The 17,763-nt window shown below is 64.4% G+C and carries 16 protein-coding genes; 3 read left to right on the top strand and 13 right to left on the bottom strand.

The annotated features are described in order from the left end of the window. Positions 1–45: 45 nt before the first annotated feature. The 6 genes from R6258_RS00870 to R6258_RS00845 all read right to left on the bottom strand — a co-directional run bounded on the left by R6258_RS00870 (position 46) and on the right by R6258_RS00845 (position 6,784). Positions 46–1,545 (bottom strand): CoA-acylating methylmalonate-semialdehyde dehydrogenase, encoded by a 1,500-nt coding sequence (locus tag R6258_RS00870; protein WP_318446307.1) that lies wholly within the window; start codon positions 1,543–1,545, stop codon positions 46–48. 84 nt (positions 1,546–1,629) lie between these two features. Then, positions 1,630–2,910 (bottom strand): aspartate aminotransferase family protein, encoded by a 1,281-nt coding sequence (locus R6258_RS00865; RefSeq protein ID WP_412176346.1) that lies wholly within the window; start codon positions 2,908–2,910, stop codon positions 1,630–1,632. Between the two features lie 243 nt (positions 2,911–3,153). Next, positions 3,154–4,296, bottom strand: coding sequence for a sulfotransferase (locus R6258_RS00860; RefSeq protein WP_318446304.1), 1,143 nt, complete (start codon positions 4,294–4,296; stop codon positions 3,154–3,156). Continuing rightward, positions 4,293–5,012 (bottom strand): hypothetical protein, encoded by a 720-nt coding sequence (locus R6258_RS00855; protein ID WP_318446303.1) that lies wholly within the window; start codon positions 5,010–5,012, stop codon positions 4,293–4,295. The genes R6258_RS00860 and R6258_RS00855 overlap by 4 nt, the downstream gene beginning before the upstream one ends. An 85-nt stretch (positions 5,013–5,097) precedes the next feature. Next, entirely contained in the window at positions 5,098–5,442 is a 345-nt protein-coding gene (locus tag R6258_RS00850) for a hypothetical protein (protein WP_318446301.1), read from the bottom strand. Between the two features lie 4 nt (positions 5,443–5,446). After that, complete coding sequence (locus R6258_RS00845) at positions 5,447–6,784, bottom strand: arylsulfotransferase family protein (RefSeq protein WP_318446299.1); 1,338 nt, start codon at positions 6,782–6,784, stop codon at positions 5,447–5,449. Between the two features lie 296 nt (positions 6,785–7,080). Here R6258_RS00845 and R6258_RS00840 point away from each other — a divergent pair, with 296 nt between their 5' ends. Further along, positions 7,081–8,823: a sulfate permease gene (locus tag R6258_RS00840; RefSeq protein WP_318446297.1), complete on the top strand. Its 1,743-nt coding sequence runs from the start codon at positions 7,081–7,083 to the stop codon at positions 8,821–8,823. 3 nt (positions 8,824–8,826) lie between these two features. On the opposite strand, the gene R6258_RS00835 is transcribed toward R6258_RS00840, so the two are convergent. From R6258_RS00835 to R6258_RS00805, 7 genes are all read right to left on the bottom strand, one after another. Beyond that, positions 8,827–9,948, bottom strand: a complete 1,122-nt coding sequence (locus R6258_RS00835) for an ABC transporter ATP-binding protein (protein ID WP_318446295.1) — start codon at positions 9,946–9,948, stop codon at positions 8,827–8,829. Between the two features lie 21 nt (positions 9,949–9,969). Further along, a complete protein-coding gene (locus tag R6258_RS00830) occupies positions 9,970–10,848 on the bottom strand; it encodes a carbohydrate ABC transporter permease (protein WP_318446294.1) in 879 nt (292 codons plus the stop codon). Then, the gene (locus R6258_RS00825; RefSeq protein ID WP_318446292.1) at positions 10,841–11,770 is read right to left on the bottom strand and encodes a sugar ABC transporter permease; all 930 of its coding nucleotides are present in this window, start codon (positions 11,768–11,770) and stop codon (positions 10,841–10,843) included. Before R6258_RS00825 ends, R6258_RS00830 begins: the two co-directional genes overlap by 8 nt. 64 nt (positions 11,771–11,834) lie before the next feature. Then, complete coding sequence (locus tag R6258_RS00820; RefSeq protein WP_318446290.1) at positions 11,835–13,088, bottom strand: ABC transporter substrate-binding protein; 1,254 nt, start codon at positions 13,086–13,088, stop codon at positions 11,835–11,837. Between the two features lie 339 nt (positions 13,089–13,427). Beyond that, positions 13,428–14,861: an ATP-binding protein gene (locus tag R6258_RS00815; protein WP_318446289.1), complete on the bottom strand. Its 1,434-nt coding sequence runs from the start codon at positions 14,859–14,861 to the stop codon at positions 13,428–13,430. Beyond that, positions 14,858–15,571 (bottom strand): response regulator, encoded by a 714-nt coding sequence (locus R6258_RS00810; protein ID WP_318446288.1) that lies wholly within the window; start codon positions 15,569–15,571, stop codon positions 14,858–14,860. Before R6258_RS00810 ends, R6258_RS00815 begins: the two co-directional genes overlap by 4 nt. A gap of 201 nt (positions 15,572–15,772) precedes the next feature. Continuing rightward, positions 15,773–16,336: a fasciclin domain-containing protein gene (locus R6258_RS00805; protein WP_318446286.1), complete on the bottom strand. Its 564-nt coding sequence runs from the start codon at positions 16,334–16,336 to the stop codon at positions 15,773–15,775. Between the two features lie 179 nt (positions 16,337–16,515). On the opposite strand from R6258_RS00805, the gene R6258_RS00800 reads away from it, so the two are divergent. Further along, positions 16,516–17,070, top strand: a complete 555-nt coding sequence (locus R6258_RS00800; RefSeq protein ID WP_318446285.1) for a sigma-70 family RNA polymerase sigma factor — start codon at positions 16,516–16,518, stop codon at positions 17,068–17,070. After that, positions 17,049–17,759 carry an anti-sigma factor domain-containing protein gene (locus tag R6258_RS00795; protein WP_318446283.1) on the top strand — a complete coding sequence of 237 codons (711 nt, stop codon included), beginning with the start codon at positions 17,049–17,051 and terminating at the stop codon, positions 17,757–17,759. Before R6258_RS00800 ends, R6258_RS00795 begins: the two co-directional genes overlap by 22 nt. The last annotated feature ends 4 nt before the right edge of the window (positions 17,760–17,763 follow it).

Below are 17,763 nucleotides of genomic sequence, written 5' to 3'. Positions count from 1 at the left end.
GCAACCGGCCCGCAAGCGGACCGGTTTGCTCGCCCCGCACAATCGTCAGTGACCGCCGGAGGGGAAGTTGAATTCGGCCTGAGTGGTTTCGAAAGCCGAAGGCCAGCGCTGGGATACGGCCTTGCGACGTGTATAGAACCGCACCGAATCGGGACCGTAGGCATGTAGGTCGCCGAACAGCGAACGCTTCCAGCCGCCGAAGCTATGGTAAGCCACCGGTACCGGCAGCGGCACGTTGATGCCGACCATGCCCACTTCGATACTGTCGGCAAAACGCCGCGCCGCTTCGCCATCGCGAGTGAACAGACAGGTTCCGTTGCCATACTCGTGATCGTTGATCAGGTGGATGGCCTCGTCGAGACTGGCGACACGCACCACGCATAAAACCGGGCCGAAAATCTCCTCGCGATAGATCCGCATCGTCGGGGTCACCCGATCGAACAGGCAGCCGCCGAGGAAGAAGCCGTTCTCGCAACCGGCCACCGTCAGCCCACGGCCGTCGGCCACCAGCTCGGCGCCGCTGGACACGCCCTCCTCGATGAAACCCAGTACCTTGTCGCGGTGCGCGCCGGTCACCAGCGGTCCCATGTCGAGCCCCTTGTCGGTCCCCGGGCCGATCTTCAGCGCGGCGATCTTGGGCAGCATCGACTCGACCAACCGATCCGCCGTCTCGTCGCCCACGCAGACCGCCACCGAGATGGCCATGCAGCGCTCGCCACAGCTCCCGTAGGCGGCGCCCATCAGGGTGTTCGCTGCGTTCTCGATATCGGCATCGGGCAGCACCACGGCATGATTCTTGGCGCCGCCGAGGGCCTGGACACGCTTGCCGTTGGCCGCACCGCGGCTATAGATCGACTCGGCGACCGGAGTCGAGCCGACGAACGATAGCGCCTTGACGTGCGACGACTCGATCAGCGCATCGACCGCCTCGCGACCGCCGTTGACCACGTTGATGACACCCTTGGGCAGCCCGGCCTCCTGGAGTAGCTCGGCGATTGCCAGCGCCGAACCGGGATCGCGTTCGGAGGGCTTCAAGATGAAAGTGTTGCCGCAGGCGATGGCCATCGGGTACATCCACAGCGGCACCATCGCCGGGAAATTGAACGGCGTGATGCCTGCGACCACGCCCAGCGGCTGGAAATTCGACCAGGCGTCGATCGCCGGCCCAGCATTGTGCGAGTACTCGCCCTTGAGCAACTCGGGCACGCCGCAGGCGTACTCGACGTTTTCGATGCCGCGGCGCAACTCGCCCCCGGCATCCTCGAAGGTCTTGCCGTGCTCCTCGCTGATCAGATAGGTCAGCCGCTCGGCATGGTCCTCGAGCAGCTTTTTGAAGCGGAACATGACCTGTGCGCGCTTGGCAGGCGGCGTATCGCGCCACGCCGGATAGGCGGCCCGTGCCGCCTCGATCGCCCGTTCGACGGTCGCGGCGTCGGCACTGGCGACACGACGCACCACCGCACCGGTCGAGGGATTGGTCACCTCGAGCGTAGCCCCCGGGGCATCGCTCGGCTCACCGCCGATCAGATGACTGATGAATTCCATGAAGACTCCTTGCCGATTGTTCTGGATCGCGCCTGCGGACTGCAAACGCGCTGTAATAAGGGTTACAAAAACGCTCGCGCAGCGTCAGGCCAACGTATCCAGGGCGGTGGCCACGGCATCGAACAGGCGCTCGAGTTCCGCTTCGGTGGTCGCGAACGGCGGGCCGAACTGCAGAGTATCGCCACCGTAGCGAACGTAGAAACCCGCCTCCCACAGCGCCAGCGCGGCATCGCGTGGACGAATCGCCGGGTCGCCCTCGCGCGGCGCCAGCTGGATGGCCCCGGCGAGGCCGTAATTGCGGATGTCGACGACGTGCGGACGCCCCTGCAGCGCATGCAGGCGCGCTTCGAAAGCTGGCGCGATGGCCCGCACCTGGCCGGGGAAGTCCTCACGCTCGAACAGCTCGAGTGCCGCCAGTGCGGCGGCGCAGGCCACGGGATGGGCGCTGTAGGTGTAGCCGTGGGGGAATTCGATGCCATGCCCGGGGCCACCGGCCTGCATGAAGGTGGTGTGGATCTCGCGCGAGGCGATCACCGCGCCCATGGGGATCGTACCGTTGGTGATCTGCTTGGCGACGTTCATGATGTCCGGCGTCACGCCGAAGGCCTCGGCCCCGGTGGTCGCGCCGCAGCGCCCGAAGGCGGTGATCACCTCGTCGAAAATCAGCAGGATGTCGTGTTCATCGCAGATCGCCCGCAGACGCTCCAGGTAACCCTTGGGCGGCACGATCACCCCGGCCGAGCCCGACATCGGCTCGACGATCACCGCGGCGATGTTGGCGGCGTCGTTGAGCGCGATCTGGTCGAGCAGCGCATCGGCGAGCTCGGCGCCCTGCTCGGCCTGACCACGGGTGAAGGCATGCCCCGGCTGCAGCGTGTGCGGCAGGTGGCCGAACTCCAGCAACTGTCCGTAATGCTTGCGATTGGCGACGATGCCGCCGGCGCTGGTGCCGCCGATATTGACCCCATGATAGCCCTTGAGGCGGCTAATCAGGCGGGTCTTCTCGGGTCTGCCCTTGAGCCGCCAGTAGGCACGCGCCATCTTCAGCGCGGTATCGGCGCTCTCCGAGCCGGAGTTGGTGAAGAAGACATGATCGAGCCCTTCGGGCGTCAGCTCGGCGATCCGCTCGGCGAGCTCGAAAGCCAGCGGATGGCCGACCTGGAAACCCGGTGCGTAATCGAGGCTGCCGAGCTGGCGCGCCACGGCCTGCTGGAGTTCTTCGCGGTTATGTCCCGCGCCGCAGCACCACAGTCCCGATAGGGAATCGAACAGCCGCCGACCGCGCGTATCGATCAGATAGCGCCCTTCGGCAGCGGCCACCATACGCGGGTGGGCGCGAAAGTCGCGATTGGCGGTAAAAGGCATCCAATAGGCATCGCCGAGCGAATCGGATCCACCCTGTGGCGCGGCGTCGGCCGCCCTGCTATCCGTCTGGGAGTCGAGGCTGAACATGGCTGTTTCCTGTCGTTGTACGTGGCCGCGAATGAAAGCTCGATGGACAGCTTGGCCCAGTGCAAAGCGTTTGAATACGCAAATGTATCAACCTTCACATTGGGAATTGTTAACCTAATCGCGGTGCGCGGGCTTGGTCGACATCGCCATGCGTGGCTAGTAACCAAACAATGCCGCGACCGGGCCGGTCACCTCCTCGATCAAGGCCCTCTCCCGGTCGCTGAAGTCGGGTCGGTAGTAGCCCGGGAAATGCAGCTGGGCCGCGCCCTGCGCGAGCGTCTGGCTGTCGACTTCCAGCCGGCTATGCGCGTACACCGCGGCCAGCGTCTCGGCGGGGCGTTCGCACAACGCTTCGTAGCGCACCACCAGACAGGCTTCGCGTAGCGCCGCGTCCGTCGCCAAGGTCTCGGCCACATGGCGATAGAGGCCCGCCCAGTAATGTGCCCAGCCCGCCACCTCCTCTCCGGCGCCCCATAGCGCGTCGATACGTCCCGCCAGCTCATCGTCGCCGACGTGGATGGCCCGACGGTCGAGGCCGAACTCGAAGTGACCGACCCGTCGCATGTGCTCCAATGCCCGGGGGTAAGCGGTTTCGCCGCGAGCGAACAGCACTTGCTGCTTCATCAGCGAGGCGATGTGCCAGAGCGGATCGCGAATCGCCAGGACGAAACGCGCCGCTGGATACAGCGCATGCAGGTAGCCCAGGCGCACCAGGTTGTAGTTACCCTTGGCGACGTAGCGCTGTCGCTTGCGAACCGCCAACAGCTTGCGGATATGCTCGTCGTAGAATTGCGCGAAGGCCGGATTGTCGGTTTCTCGAGAGAGCACCGAGCTGCGCCTCGGGTCGTGCGCTGTGGGAAAAAAGGCCATCCACAGCATCTCCTCGAAAGCCTCCGGGCTCTGCGCGGTCACCGCAATGCCGTCGTTGTGGGCACGCTGCCTGGCTTGATCGCCGGACTGCGGCACCAGCGCCAGCCAGCGATTCCACCAATAGGGCGTGGCGACCAGCGGGAAATCGATGTAGCGGTGACTGCCCACGCGTGGATGCTCGGCCAGCCGTTCGAGCAGAATCGTCGTTCCCGAACGCGCCAGCCCGGCGATGTAGATCGGCCGATCGACCGTCAGATCGGCGATGGCCTCGCGGATCACGCGGGTCTCCAGATTGCCCAGCCGAATCGCCGCCTGCGGATGGCGATGCACCCAGCCGCCCAGGTGGTGCATCCAGCCGGGAACCGCAAAGCTTTCCAGCGCGTCCGACGAAACGCTCGGCCGGGTTGGAGAGGATTCGGGGGCGGTCATTGCACTTTCGCCCAGCGAAACATCAGCAACGACACGACGAGCATCACCGGGAAGAAGATCGTCAGCCAACTGCGCATCCAACCGGGACCGTAGGCCAGGTACTCACGCTCGGGAAAGGCGATCTCGATGCGCTCGATCCCGCTGTCTGCCGGTAGATAACCCAGCGGATTGGCGAACAGCCAGTTCCACCAGTGCCGGTGCTCGACGATCGGCACCGGCGAGGAGACCAGCACCTCGGCGAGCAGCTCCCCCCCTCGGCTCACCTGAACGCGAGGCGGCTCGTCACCCAACTTCACCCAGCGTGACTCCAGATGTCGGGGCGATGTCGTCACGACGGGCGCCTCGCTGGCGACGGGATAGCTTCGTGCGTAATGACCGTCGAGCCAGACCAGCAACGCCAGCAAGGGTAGTATCGACAGCAGCGTCCCGGGTATCACCAGCCCCAGGTGCCGAAACGCCGCCACGAACTGGGCGCGAATCAGCGGGCCGGCCTCGCTCAGTTCGCCATCGAACGCATTGAGGCGCTGGCGGGCTTCACGCGCGGCGCGCTTGGCCTGCCCGATCCGCTGCTGCGGCGACATCAGCTTGTAGAGCATGAGCGTCCCGGCCCCCGCCAGCGCCGCCCAGCAAGCCAACCGCCAGGCTGGCGACAAGGCCATGGCCATCGCCCTGTCGATGGCCGCGAACAAGGGTCCAGGAAGATCGAACAGTCCCATTCATTGCCTCGTCGACGAGTGCCTTAGGGAGCGCGCCCCGGCTCGGCGGACGCACCGATGTGCATTGCCGGGCCGGGGACTGGCGTCATGAGCGCGGCGGGATCGGAGGCTTCGTCGACGTGGTCTCGATACCTTCGGGAGGGCCCGCGTCGCCGGCCTGGGTGGCGGCGAGTTCATCGGCGCGGCGCGCCCTGTGCCGCCGGCGCATGCGCCGGATCGGCCACATCACCACGAACAGTACCGCGACAGCGATGGCCGCGATGACTCCCCACAGGGCGCTCAACAGGCTGAGCCCGGCCCCGGGCCCGACATAGGCTTGCGCGGCCAGGGGCAGGCTGGCGGCAAGGACCGCCAACAGCAGGCCTGCCGGCCGTAGGCCCTGCTTGAAAAGCGCGTGGCTGGAAAAAGAGTGCTTGGCTTGACGCATCATGGTTTCACCTCCCAGGTGTAGCGAGAACGGCGCGGAAATCCGCGTCGAAGGCTTCCGGAGCGATGCGCTGGCCCGATGAGACAACGGGGATGAACTGATCCTTGTCGCCCCCGCGAACCGGATTGACGAACTCCCAGACGAGCGATCCGTCGGGGCTCACTTCCAGCAGTCGACCGCCATCCGACTCGGTGATCAGACGATTGCCGTTGGGCAGCGTTTCGGCCGCCCCGCGTAAACCGCTGTCGAACGGATGAGCGTCGTTCCCAGTATAGCGCCAAACCACGGCATCGCTCGTGGGGTCGATTTCCATCATCCGTGTGCGGTTGCCGGGCTGGAAGTTGCCCAGATTGTCGAAGATGGTGAAGTGGCCGTTCGTCAGGGCCCGGGCATAGTGCTGGCCCAACCAGGGACCGCGGGTCGCCCAGCTCATCTCGCCGCTGGCCGGGTCGACCAGAGCGATGCTGCCGGGGTGACGAAACGACAGCAAGACCTGCCCCGGGCGGCCGTTCGCCGGCGCGAAGGCGGCGGTGGTCGCCTCGTCGATGAATTGCACGCTGTTGGTATGCAAGGGATCGGCCGTGGCGAAGTTGGGCGTCGAATACAGCAAGTCGCGGAACGGGGACTCGAGGAAGCTATGAAACAGCGGCACCCGACTCAACTCCCGGCCGTCGTCGCCCGCCAGAACGACCAGAAAGTCGTCGAGCCAGGGCTTTTGCAGTTGCGTAAAGGACTCCACGGCCTCATCGCTGAACTGGTGGGTCAGGGTGATGACACGGCCATCCGCCGCGATATCCAGGTCGTGATGGACGTGTGCCTTGTAGCTCCAGATCAGCTTCGAATCGCGATCGATCTTGACCAGGCCATAGCCCCAGGGCGTGTCGTTGGCGGCGATGTAGATCGCCACCAGATCGCCGTTGGGCAGCACGCGGGCCTTGCGCCAGTACATCAATTCGTCGGGCTGCGGCTTGCGGCCGCTGGCCGTTTCCTGCCAGACCGCGCTGAACGGCAACTCCCAGCGATGGACGACCTTGCCGGCCATGTCGACCAGTTGTGCATAGGTACCGTCACCGGAGGTATACAGGGTATAGCCCTGGTAGGCCCGCTGGGGATCGTGGATCGTCACTCCGCGATCGTCGCGACGGGCGCGCCGCCACAGGTCGGTCTGGGTATAGGGGTCGACCACGGCGCGCTGGGCGCTCAGCGCCTTGGCGGCCTTGAAGGCATCGTTGAAATAATCGTAGGGAAAGATCTTGGCCAGCGTGACGTAAGCGCCGGCAAGGAAGGCAAGAAAGGCGATCGCCACGCAGAAGATCACCAGTCCGGTACGATCCGTCTTATCCATATCCAGGCTTCCCTAGGCTCTCGTCGGTCGACGCCCTGCAAGCAGGCGGTCGCCATGCCATACGCTGGGCATTTCCAGCATAGGCGATCGACGCACAATTGCCCGTTTATTCATGGCGGGGCGCTAATCAAGCCGTCGCTTGCAGGCAGCCAGGCCGCTCAGCCTTGCGCCGCTTCGGGTAACCCCTCATCATTTCTAGGAAATTCGTCGCACCGATTTATCAAGTCAAGGCGCGCGGCCACCTCACGGACGAACGTCGCGGACGAACGTCGCAAGCCTGTTGTCACGAGATACCGATGCTCAAGCGTTACCTGCCATTGCTGCAATGGCTACCCTATTATCGACGCGAGCTATTCAGCCATGACCTGACCGCCGGGCTGATCGTAGCGATCATGGTGATCCCCCAGTCGCTGGCCTATGCCCTGCTGGCCGGCCTGCCCGCCGTGATGGGCCTGTATGCCAGCATCCTGCCGGTCTTTGCCTATACGCTGTTCGGTTCGAGCCGCACCCTGGCCGTGGGACCGGTGGCCATCGTCGCCCTGATGACCGCCGCCGCGCTGGCCGACGTCGCCACGCCGGGCAGCGGCGAGTACATCGCGGGTGCCCTGGTTCTGTCGCTGCTGTCGGGTTTGATGCTCACCGTGATGGGCTTCCTGCGGCTGGGGTTCTTCGCCAACTTCCTTAGCCACCCGGTTATCTCGGGTTTCCTGTCGGCTTCGGGGATCCTGATCGCCGCCAGCCAGGCCGCCCACCTACTGGGCATCGAAGGCGCCGGCTTTACCCTCCCCGCCCTGCTCGGCAATCTTGCAAGTCAGCTGGCCGAAACCAACCTCGTCACCCTAATGATCAGCGTCTTTGCGCTGACCTTTCTGCTCGGCATGCGACGCTATGGTCGCCGAGCCCTGAAGCGAATCGGCCTACCCGCCAAGCTTGCCGACCTGGTCGCCAAGGCCGGTCCGGTATTCGCCGTCGTGCTGACCACGCTGGCGACCTGGCATCTGGACCTGACGGCCCGCGGGGTCGCCGTCGTCGGCGAGGTGCCCGCTGGGTTGCCGCCGCTGACGCTGCCCGACTTCGCGCCGTCGCTGTGGTACTCGCTGCTGGTACCGGCGCTGTTGATCAGCATCGTCGGCTTCGTCGAGTCGGTATCGATGGGCCAGATGCTCGCCGCCAAGCGCCGCGAGCGGATCTCGCCGGACCAGGAGCTCATCGGACTGGGTACCGCCAATCTCGCCGCTTCGGTTACCGGTGGCATGCCGGTCACCGGCGGATTTTCGCGCACGGTGATCAATTTCGATGCCGGCGCACGCACGCCGATCGCCGGGATCGTCGCCGCACTGGGCATCGGTCTGGTCACACTGTTCTTCACCCCGCTGATCCGCTACCTGCCGACCGCGACACTGGCGGCCACCATCACGGTATCGATACTCACGCTGGTGGACATTCCGGCGATGCGGCGCACCTGGCGCTACTCGAAGAGCGACTTCGCCGCGCTGCTGGCGACGCTGGTGCTGACCCTGGTGGAAGGTGTCGAGGCCGGGATCATCGCCGGCGTGAGTCTATCGGTGGCGCTGTTCCTGTACCGCACCAGTCGCCCGCACAGCGCCCTGGTGGGCCGCGTGCCCGGCACCGAGCATTTTCGCAACGTCGCCCGGCATCAGGTGGAAAGTCACGAGCAGGTCGCTCTGTTGCGCATCGACGAAAGCCTCTACTTCGCCAATGCCCGCTATCTGGAGGATACGCTGTATACGCTGGTTGCCGAACGCCCGCAGCTTCGCCACACGGTGTTGATCTGCTCGGCGGTCAATCTGATCGACGCCTCGGCGCTCGAGAGTCTCGAGGCGATCAATGCACGGCTCAAGGACTCCGGCGTGACGTTGCATCTCGCCGAGGTCAAGGGGCCGGTCATGGATCGTCTCAAGCACAGCGATTTTCTCGAGACGCTGACCGGCCGGGTGTTCCTGAGCACCTACGCCGCCTGGAGCGAGTTGCGGCCCTCGATGACGGGCAGCGGCGAGCCCATCCGACCGCTCGGCTGATGTCTAGGCCAAGCGCTGCTCGGTCTCCGGCTCGAACAGCACCGCACGACTCATGTCGATCCGCAGCGCGATCGGCTCGCCGGCCACGACGCAACTCTTGGGCCCGAGTCGTACGGTGACCTCGCTGTCGCCCAGCGAGACGCGCAGCAGCAGATCGGCACCGGTCGGCTCGACGACCGTGGTGGTGGTATTGAGCAGCGTGCCTTCGACCTGGTCGCCGAGTCGCGCGTCCTCTTCGCTGAAATGCTCCGGCCGCAGCCCCAACGTCACCGGCTCGCCGACGTGCCGGATGAGCGCAGGTGTCTCGCGCGCTTCGGGCCACGGCAGCACCAGCGGCTGTTCGCCGCCGACATCCACGCTCAGTCGGTAGCTGCCGGGCTGGCCGGCCAACGTGGCGCGAATGAAGTTCATCGACGGCGAGCCCATGAATCCCGCGACGAAGATGTCGGCCGGATCGTTGTAGACCTCGTCGGGTGTACCCAGTTGCAGGATCTTGCCATCGCGCATCACCGCAATGCGATCGGCCAGCGTCATGGCTTCGATCTGATCGTGGGTGACGTAGACGATCGTCGTTCCCAGTCGCTGGTGCAGCTTCTTGATCTCGGTGCGCATCTCGACGCGCAGCTTGGCGTCGAGGTTGGACAGCGGCTCGTCGAACAGGTAAATCTGCGGCTCGCGGGCCAGCGCGCGGCCCATGGCGACACGCTGGCGTTGGCCGCCGGACAACTGCGACGGCTTGCGATCGAGCAGCGGCGTGATCTGCAGCAGGTCGGCGACCCGCGCCACCGCCTCCTCGCGCTCGGCCTTGGGCACCTTGCGCATCTCCAGGCCGAAGACGATGTTCTGACGCACCGTCATGCTCGGGTAGAGCGCATACGACTGGAAGACCATGGCGATGTCGCGCTCGGCCGGCGTACGCCAGGTGACGTCGTCGCCGCCGATGAGGATCTCGCCAGCAGTGACCGGCTCCAGGCCGGCGATGGCGTTCATCAGCGTCGACTTGCCGCAGCCCGAGGGCCCCACCAGGATCAGGAACTCGCCGGAATCGATCGCCAGCGAGATGTTCTTGAGTACCTCGGTATTGCCGAATGTCTTGTGTACGTTACGAATTTCCAATGCGGACATAATAACCCCTGAAACCTGTGCTCAACCCTTGACGGATCCCGCGGTCAGCCCGCGAACGAAGTATTTTCCGGCCAGGACATAGACCACCAGCGTCGGCAACGCGGCGATCATCGCCCCCGCCATGTCGACGTTGTACTCCTTGACCCCGGTCGAGGTGTTGACCATGTTGTTCAGCGCCACCGTCACCGGCTGCGAGTCGAATCCAGCAAAGGCCACCCCGAACAGGAAGTCGTTCCAGATCTGGGTGAACTGCCAAATCACCGATACGGTGATGATCGGCCCCGAAACCGGCAGCAGAATCCGCCAGAAGACCCGGAAGAACCCGGCGCCGTCGAGCTTGGCGGCGGAGATCATCTCATCGGGGACCGAGACGTAATAATTGCGGAAGAACAGCGTGGTGAAGGCGATGCCATAGACCACGTGGACCAGCACCAGCCCGCTCGTCGAGCTCGCCAGTCCCAACCAGCCCAGCGTCCGGGCCATCGGCATCAGCACCACCTGAAAGGGTATGAAGCAGCCGAACAGCAGCAGCGCGAAGCACAGGTTGGCGCCACGAAAGCGCCACTTGGTCAGCGCGTAGCCGTTGAGCGCACCGACCAGCGTGGAGATCGCCACGGCCGGTATCGCGATGCTCATCGAATTCATGAAGTAACCCGACAGCCCCTCGCAGCGCATCCCGGTGCAGGCCGTGCCCCAGGCCTTGATCCAGGCCGCGAACGTCAGCGAATCCGGCAATGACAGCAGCGCGCCGGCGCGGATCTCCTCGAGCGGCTTTATCGAGGTCAGCAACATCACCACCAGCGGCAGCAGGTAGACCAGCGCCATCACCAGCAGCAATGCATAGAGCCCTGCGCGCAGCATGCGGGCGCCTAGCGTGCGGCGCCGAATGACGTTATCCATGCTTGCTTCCTCGCAGTTCGGAATACAGGTACGGCACCAGGATCGCCAGCACCCCGCACAGCATCATGATCGCGCTGGCCGAGCCCAGGCCGATCTGCCCGCGGGTGAAGGTGTGGGCGTACATGAAGGTCGCCGGCAGGTCGGTGGCGTAGCCCGGTCCGCCGCCGGTGAGCGCCATGACCAAGTCGAAGCTCTTGATGGCGATGTGCGAGAGAATCATCACCGCACTGAACACCACCGGCCGCAGGCAGGGAATCACGATCCGCCAGTAGACCTTCGGCAGGCTCGCGCCATCCAGCGCCGCAGCCTTGAACAGGCTGTCGTCGATGCTGCGCAGCCCGGCCAGGAACAGCGCCATGACGAAGCCCGAGGCCTGCCACACGGCGGCGATCACCAGCGCATAGATCGCCATGTCGGGGTTGACCAGCCAGTCGAAAGTGAAGTCCTCGAAGCCCCAACCGCGGACCAGCGACTGGATGCCCAGTCCGGGATTGAGGATCCAGCGCCAGACCACCCCGGTGACGATCAGCGACAGCGCCATGGGATAGAGATAGATGGTGCGCAACGCGCCCTCCTGGCGGATGCGCTGGTCGAGCAGGATTGCCAGCATCAGCCCGAGGAACAGGCAGATGACGATGAACAGCCCGCCGAATACCACCAGGTTGGTGGCGGCGACGTTCCAGCGCTGGTTGGCGAACAACCGCGCGTACTGCTCGAAGCCGACGAAATCGTACTGCGGCAGCATCCCCGAGTTGGTCAGCGACAGAACGAACGTCCACAGCATGTAGCCGTAGACGAAGAACAGCGCCACCGCGAGCGAGGGCGCCACCACCAGGCGCGGCAGTACCCGCTCCAGGGTACCGGACAGCGAGTGCCGGCCCGCGTTCGCGCGCCGGCGCGGCAGAGAATCGGTTTGCGACATCGGAGTGTCCTTGAATGAAACGACGACAAGCCGCCGCTCGCAGGGCGCGAGCGGCGGCGGCAGCTCAGCCCGCGGCGCGAACCGCGCTGGCCAGGCGTTCGGCGGCGGTTTCCGCCTTCATTCCGGGATCGTTGAAGAAGTTGGTGATCACGTCGAAGACCGCTCCCTGAACGCTCGCCGACACCGCCATGCCATGCGCCAGGCTGGGTACCAGGCCATTGCCTTCGCTGGCCGCATCGAAGGCCTTGCGCGATTCCTGGGCACACTTATCGAAGCCTTCCAGCGGCACGTCGAGGCGCACCGGAATCGAGCCCTTGGCCTTGTTGAAGGTGGACTGGAAGTCCTTGGACAGGATCAGGCTGGCGAGGTCCCGCTGGGCCTGCTGCTTGCCCCCGTCATCGACCTTGAACATGGCGAAGCTGTCGACGTTGTAGGAGAACATGTGCTCGGTCATCGGCGCCGCTTCGCACAGGTAATCCTCGCCGGCGGTCAGGCCCGCGGCGGTGAACTCGCCCTTGGCCCAGTCACCCATGATCTGCATCGCCGCCTCGCCGTTGATGACCATCGAGGTGGCTTCGTTCCAGTCCCGGCCGGCGATGTTGGGATCCATGGTCTCGCGCAGTTTCTTGAAGGTCTTCAGCGACTCGATCATGGTGTCGCTGGTCAACGCCTCGGGGTCGAGTTCGACGAAGGCCTTGCGGTAGAAGTCCGCCCCGCCGATGCCCATCATCACCACCTCGAAGACGGTCGCGTCCTGCCATGGCTGGCCGCCGTGCGCCAGCGGGATGAAACCGGCCTCGCGAATCTTCTTGGCGTCGGCGAAGAACTCGTCCCAGGTGGCCGGCAAGCCATCGATGCCGGCTTTCTCGAGCACCTCGGGGTTGGCCCACAGCCAATTGATGCGGTGGATGTTGACCGGCACCGCGGCGTAGTGGCCATCGACCTTGTCATCGGCAGCGAGCTGGGGGGTCAGGAAGGAATCCCAGTTCTCCTCCTTGGCGATCTGGTCGATATTGCCCAGAAAGCCCATATCGCCCCACTCCTGAATCAACGGCCCCTTGATCTGGGCCACCGCGGGTGGATTGCCGGAAATCGCCCGCGACTTGAGCACCGTCATGGCACTGTCGCCGCCGCCACCGGCTACGGCGAAATCCTTCCAGGTATGCCCTTTCGCCTCCAGCTTCTCCTTGAGCATGTTGGCCGCCTTGGCCTCCCCGCCCGAGGTCCACCAGTGCAGTACTTCGATTTCGGCGGCCTGGGCCTGGGAGACGGCGACCGCCAGTGCCGCACCGGCGGCCAGCGTATGGATCTTTTTCATGACGTGTGACTCCTTGGTTGTTATGCGTTGCTTACACGGACTGACCACGAGGCAACGAGGCCTCGCCCATCGGAAATCGGCAGGTTGCTGTCATGACAGGGGCGACACCGCGGGCGGCACGGTACACCGTCGACTCGACGATGTGCGCCCACGGCTGACGCGGATCGGCAAGGAAGTTGCGAGAGGCATGGCGGGTCCTGCAAGCGTGTCGTTATGTTGTGATTGTCATTCGGCGCTGGCGCAACGCCTCAACTGAGGCTAGCGCATATCGTCGGAGCGGGGGATTACCAAAGACTGCAAAGCATTGCCGAATCTTACAATGCCGTAATAAACGCGCTTTCAGCACGGCAATCGCAGCACGACCAGCAGACCGCCGGCCGCCGCCTGGTCGAGAGCGATATCTCCACCATGAGCACGCGCAATGTGGCGAGCGATCGACAGCCCCAAACCGCTCCCTCCGGTATGCCGGCTACGCGAAGGCTCGAGTCGTACGAAAGGCTCGAATACCCGTTCGCGCTGTTCGAGGGGTATCCCCGGGCCATCGTCGCTGAGCGCGACTTTCGCCATTCCCGCTTCACGACACAGCGAGACCTCGACGCGCTCGCCGTAGAAAACCGCATTCTCCAGCAGGTTGCCCAGGCAGCGCTTGAGCGCCAGCGGCTTGGCCTCGATCACCCCCGCTTGGCCCTGCACGTTGATCGTCTCGCCGAAGATGGCCAGCTCATCCACCAATGTCGCGACCAGCGCATCGAGATCGAGTGGTCCCGTCTGTTCGTGCAGGTCTAACCCCTTCACCGAAGCCAGTGCCCCCTTGACCAGTTGGTCCATCTCGTCGAGCGTTCGCACGAAGGCTTCGCGCTGACGGGAATCGGCGAGCATCTCGGCGCGTAAGCGCAACCGGGTAATGGGCGTCTTGAGGTCGTGCGAGATGGCCGAGAACAGCCGCTCGCGCTCGTCGACCTGCTGGCGAATCCGCTCGCTCATGCGGTTGAACGCGGCGGCGGTGTCGCGCAGTTCCCGTGGGCCGCGTTCGGCCAAGGGCGGCGACTCGAGATCATCGCCCAGCCGCCGGGCCGCTCTCGCCAGCACCGAGAGCGGCCGGGTCAGCCAGCGAATCCCCAGCAGCGACAGGCCGATCACCGTCAACAGTACGGCCAGCGAGACGAACAGCCGGTCGCCCGAAAGCCACATCGGCCCCTCCAGCAATCCGGCGATCGGCAGCGTGGTCGCCACGTACAACCAACTATTGGCCTCGAGCGGCATTTGCACCACCAGGATCGGCGTCGACAGGGGCGCCATGGCCAGGCTGTGGTGCGCCCAGTGCGCCGGCAACTCGATCAGCGGGACTTCGTTGTTGAAGACCTTGAGCTCGTCCGGTCGCGAGAAACCGATATGCAGCTCCTGGCGGCCCAGTTCCCGCTCCAGTCCCTCGCGCAGATTGCCGGCGACCAGTTCGCGGGCCCGGCCGCCATCGGTACGATCAAGCACGATAAGGTGATCGTTGACGCTGACGAAAAAGCGCGTGCCCCCCATGTCGCGCAACTGGTCGAGGACGATGTGCCGATACTCGTAGGGCAGCGAACGAAAATAGCGCACCGTCGCCGCCAGGCTCTCGGCGAGATTGCGCGACAAGCTGTCCAGTTGCGCCAGGCGCTCGCGGTCCTGTTGCCAGCCCCATAGGCTGTAACTGGTCACCTGCGCGCCGAGCACGCCGAGCAACATGATCAGTACGAAGCGTCCACGCAGGGTGCGCGGTCGAAACCAGCCTCTCACCCCAGCGTTTCCACCGGCGCGGCGAGTACATAGCCCGCCCCTCGCACGGTGCGGATCAACTGCGAATGCTGCGCGTCCTCACCGAGGCGCTGGCGCAGCCGGCAGATGTGCACGTCGATAGAGCGATCCAGCGGCGGCGCCCGCCTTCCCCGGCTCAGGTCGTAGAGCTGCTCGCGGGACAGCACCTGCTCGGGATGATCGAGAAAGACCGTCAGGAGCAGGTAATCGGCGCCGGACAGCGCGCTGCGCTGCCCGTCACGGTCGATCAGTTCACGGGTGATGCGATCCAGTTGCCAGCTACCGAAGCGCACCAGCCGCGCCGACTCCGCCGGGGCCACCCGGACACGGCGCAGCACGGCCTTGATGCGCGCCAGCAATTCACGCGGGTTGAAGGGCTTCGCCAGATAATCGTCGGCGCCCAACTCCAGGCCGAGAATCCGATCGGTCTCGTCGGCGCTGGCGGTCAGCATGATGATCGGCACGTCGCTGGTGCGGCGCAGGTCCCGGCACAACGACAGGCCATCCTCGCCGGGCATCATAATATCCATGACCAGTAGGTCGGGCTTTTCCTGTCGCAACAGGCCATACAGTGCATCGCCATCCTCCGCGAGCAGCGCGCGATAGCCATGCTGTTCCAGATAATCCTTGAGCAGTTCGCGAATTTCGCGGTCGTCATCGACCACCACTACCGTCGAAACATTCATCGTCATGGTGAAAGAGGGTTCCTTGCGAACCGGCGGGGAAAAGGAGTTGTTATCGTCACAGGATTGTTATCGGATAAGTCCGATCATGCGGCGTACTACCGAGGGCATCAAGCGTAGGGCGGGAAAGCGCGACCAAAGTGGCAGGCTACAGGGATGAAGAGCGTCGCTGCGCACGGGCAGCGACGCGATGGGCAAGGCCCACTCGACTTAACTATGTGGCATCAGGACACGGTCGATAACGTGAATCACGCCATTGGCTTGGCTGACATCATAGGTACTGATGTTGGCAACATTGCCGGCCTGGTCCTCGACCACCAGATTATTTCCATTCTTCATTACTGTCAGCATGGCCCCATTAACGGTCTCGAGCTGGGCACTGCCGCCAGCTTCCATGACCGCCTCATTCAATGCCTGGTGGTCCATATTGCCGGGCACTACATGATAGGTCAGAACGCTTTGCAACTGGCTCTTGTTCTCCGGCTTGAGCAGCATGGGAACCGTACCGCTAGGCAGTCTATTGAAAGCACTATCGACCGGCGCAAACACCGTAAAGGGACCTTTGCCTTGTAATGTATCAACGAGCCCCGCCGCCTTGACCGCAGCCACCAATGTCTCATGATCTCCTGAGTTCAAGGCATTCTCGACGATGTTTTTAGTCGGATACATGGTTGCGCCCCCAACCTCGGTCGGACCATGGGATGCCCAGGCAGGAAGGCCGGTTAACAGCGTAGCCGTCAGTAACGTACCGCCCAGCAAATTGTGCATCTTCATCGTTACTATTCCTTATTCTGAAGGGTGTCGTCGACCTCTCAAAGAGGTCTTAAGGAGTCATACGCAAGGCACAATCAACCGGATGCATCGGTTTGCTAGAACGTCAGGCTTTACACGCGCTAACCATTGACGAAGACTGGTGTCGGCGTACCTGCCAACCAATTGCCTACGGGACGCGCATGCAGAACAACACGCAGGACCACCTCGTCGATTACCTGATGGCGTGTGCCAACGGCGAGGCAAAGGGGGTCGAACGGCTCTATCGTGCCACCAGTGCGCGTCTATATGCTCAATTGCTACGTATAGTCCGAGACGAGAGCGCCGCGCAGGATTGCCTGCAGCAAGTCTATCTGCGCGTATGGCAGACCGCTGGACGCTACGATGCCGGCCAGGCCAAACCCATGACCTGGCTCAGCACCATAACCCGCAACATCGGCATCGACTGGCTGCGCAAACGCCATCGGCACGTGGAGGACGGCGGTGAGGCACTGGACATGCTGGCCCATTATGACGATATGGATGCGGCCACCGACCTGGCGCACTCGACCCAGCGCTTGCACGAGTGCCTGGAGGCCCTGTCCGGCGACCAACGACGCGCGCTTGAAAGAGCCTATTTCGAAGGGTTGACCCACGGCGAGTTAGCCAGCGCCCTGGCCCAGCCGCTGGGAACCATCAAAAGCTGGATACGGCGTGGACTGGAGAGGCTGAAGGTATGCATGAGCAGTGGGATCTGAGCGACCCCGACGAGCGTGAGCTCGCTGCCGGCGAGTACGTGCTGGGTACCCTCGACCGTAATCAGGTGGCCGCTTTCGAAGCGCTCCTGGCTGTGAGCCCGGCGTTGCAGCAGCACGTTGCCGCATGGCGCGAGCATCTGCAGATACTGAACGATCAATTGCCGCCGGTCCCCCCGCCCGCCTCGCTATGGCCCCGCATCGCGCAGCGTCTCGGTGTCGGGCGACGGCCCTGGCTGCAACGCCTGGGCGTCTGGCGCTCGCTGACCGCCGGCTTGGCCATCGCCAGTCTGAGTCTCGCCCTACTCTGGTATCAGGCGCCCGGCCAGCCGATGATCCCGGGCGACGCGGTCTTCGTCGTTCTCGACGAGAATCAGGTGCCAGGTTGGATCATCAGCGCCAGCGTCAGCGGCGAGCTGATGGTGCAGGCCGTGCAGCCTGGCGACATGCCGGCCGGCATGGGCGGCGAGCTATGGATGATGGATGACGGTCAGCCGGTCTCGCTGGGGATGCTGCCGAGCCACGGCGAAGCGCGAATGATCATGCCGCAACGGCTGCGCGCCGCCCTCACTCACGCCGACCTGGCAGTCAGCATCGAGCCCGCAAGCGGCGCGCCCCACGGCCAGCCGACGGGACCGGTGATCGATCACGGCAAGTTGATCCCGATGCGCAATAGCAGCGTTCAGCTGTAGGCCC

It is taken from the genome of Halomonas sp. HP20-15 (genome assembly GCF_033446685.1).
Taxonomy (GTDB): domain Bacteria; phylum Pseudomonadota; class Gammaproteobacteria; order Pseudomonadales; family Halomonadaceae; genus Modicisalibacter.
Note: the sequence above shows the minus strand (reverse complement) of the source record. Positions and strands in the feature narration are given on the sequence as shown.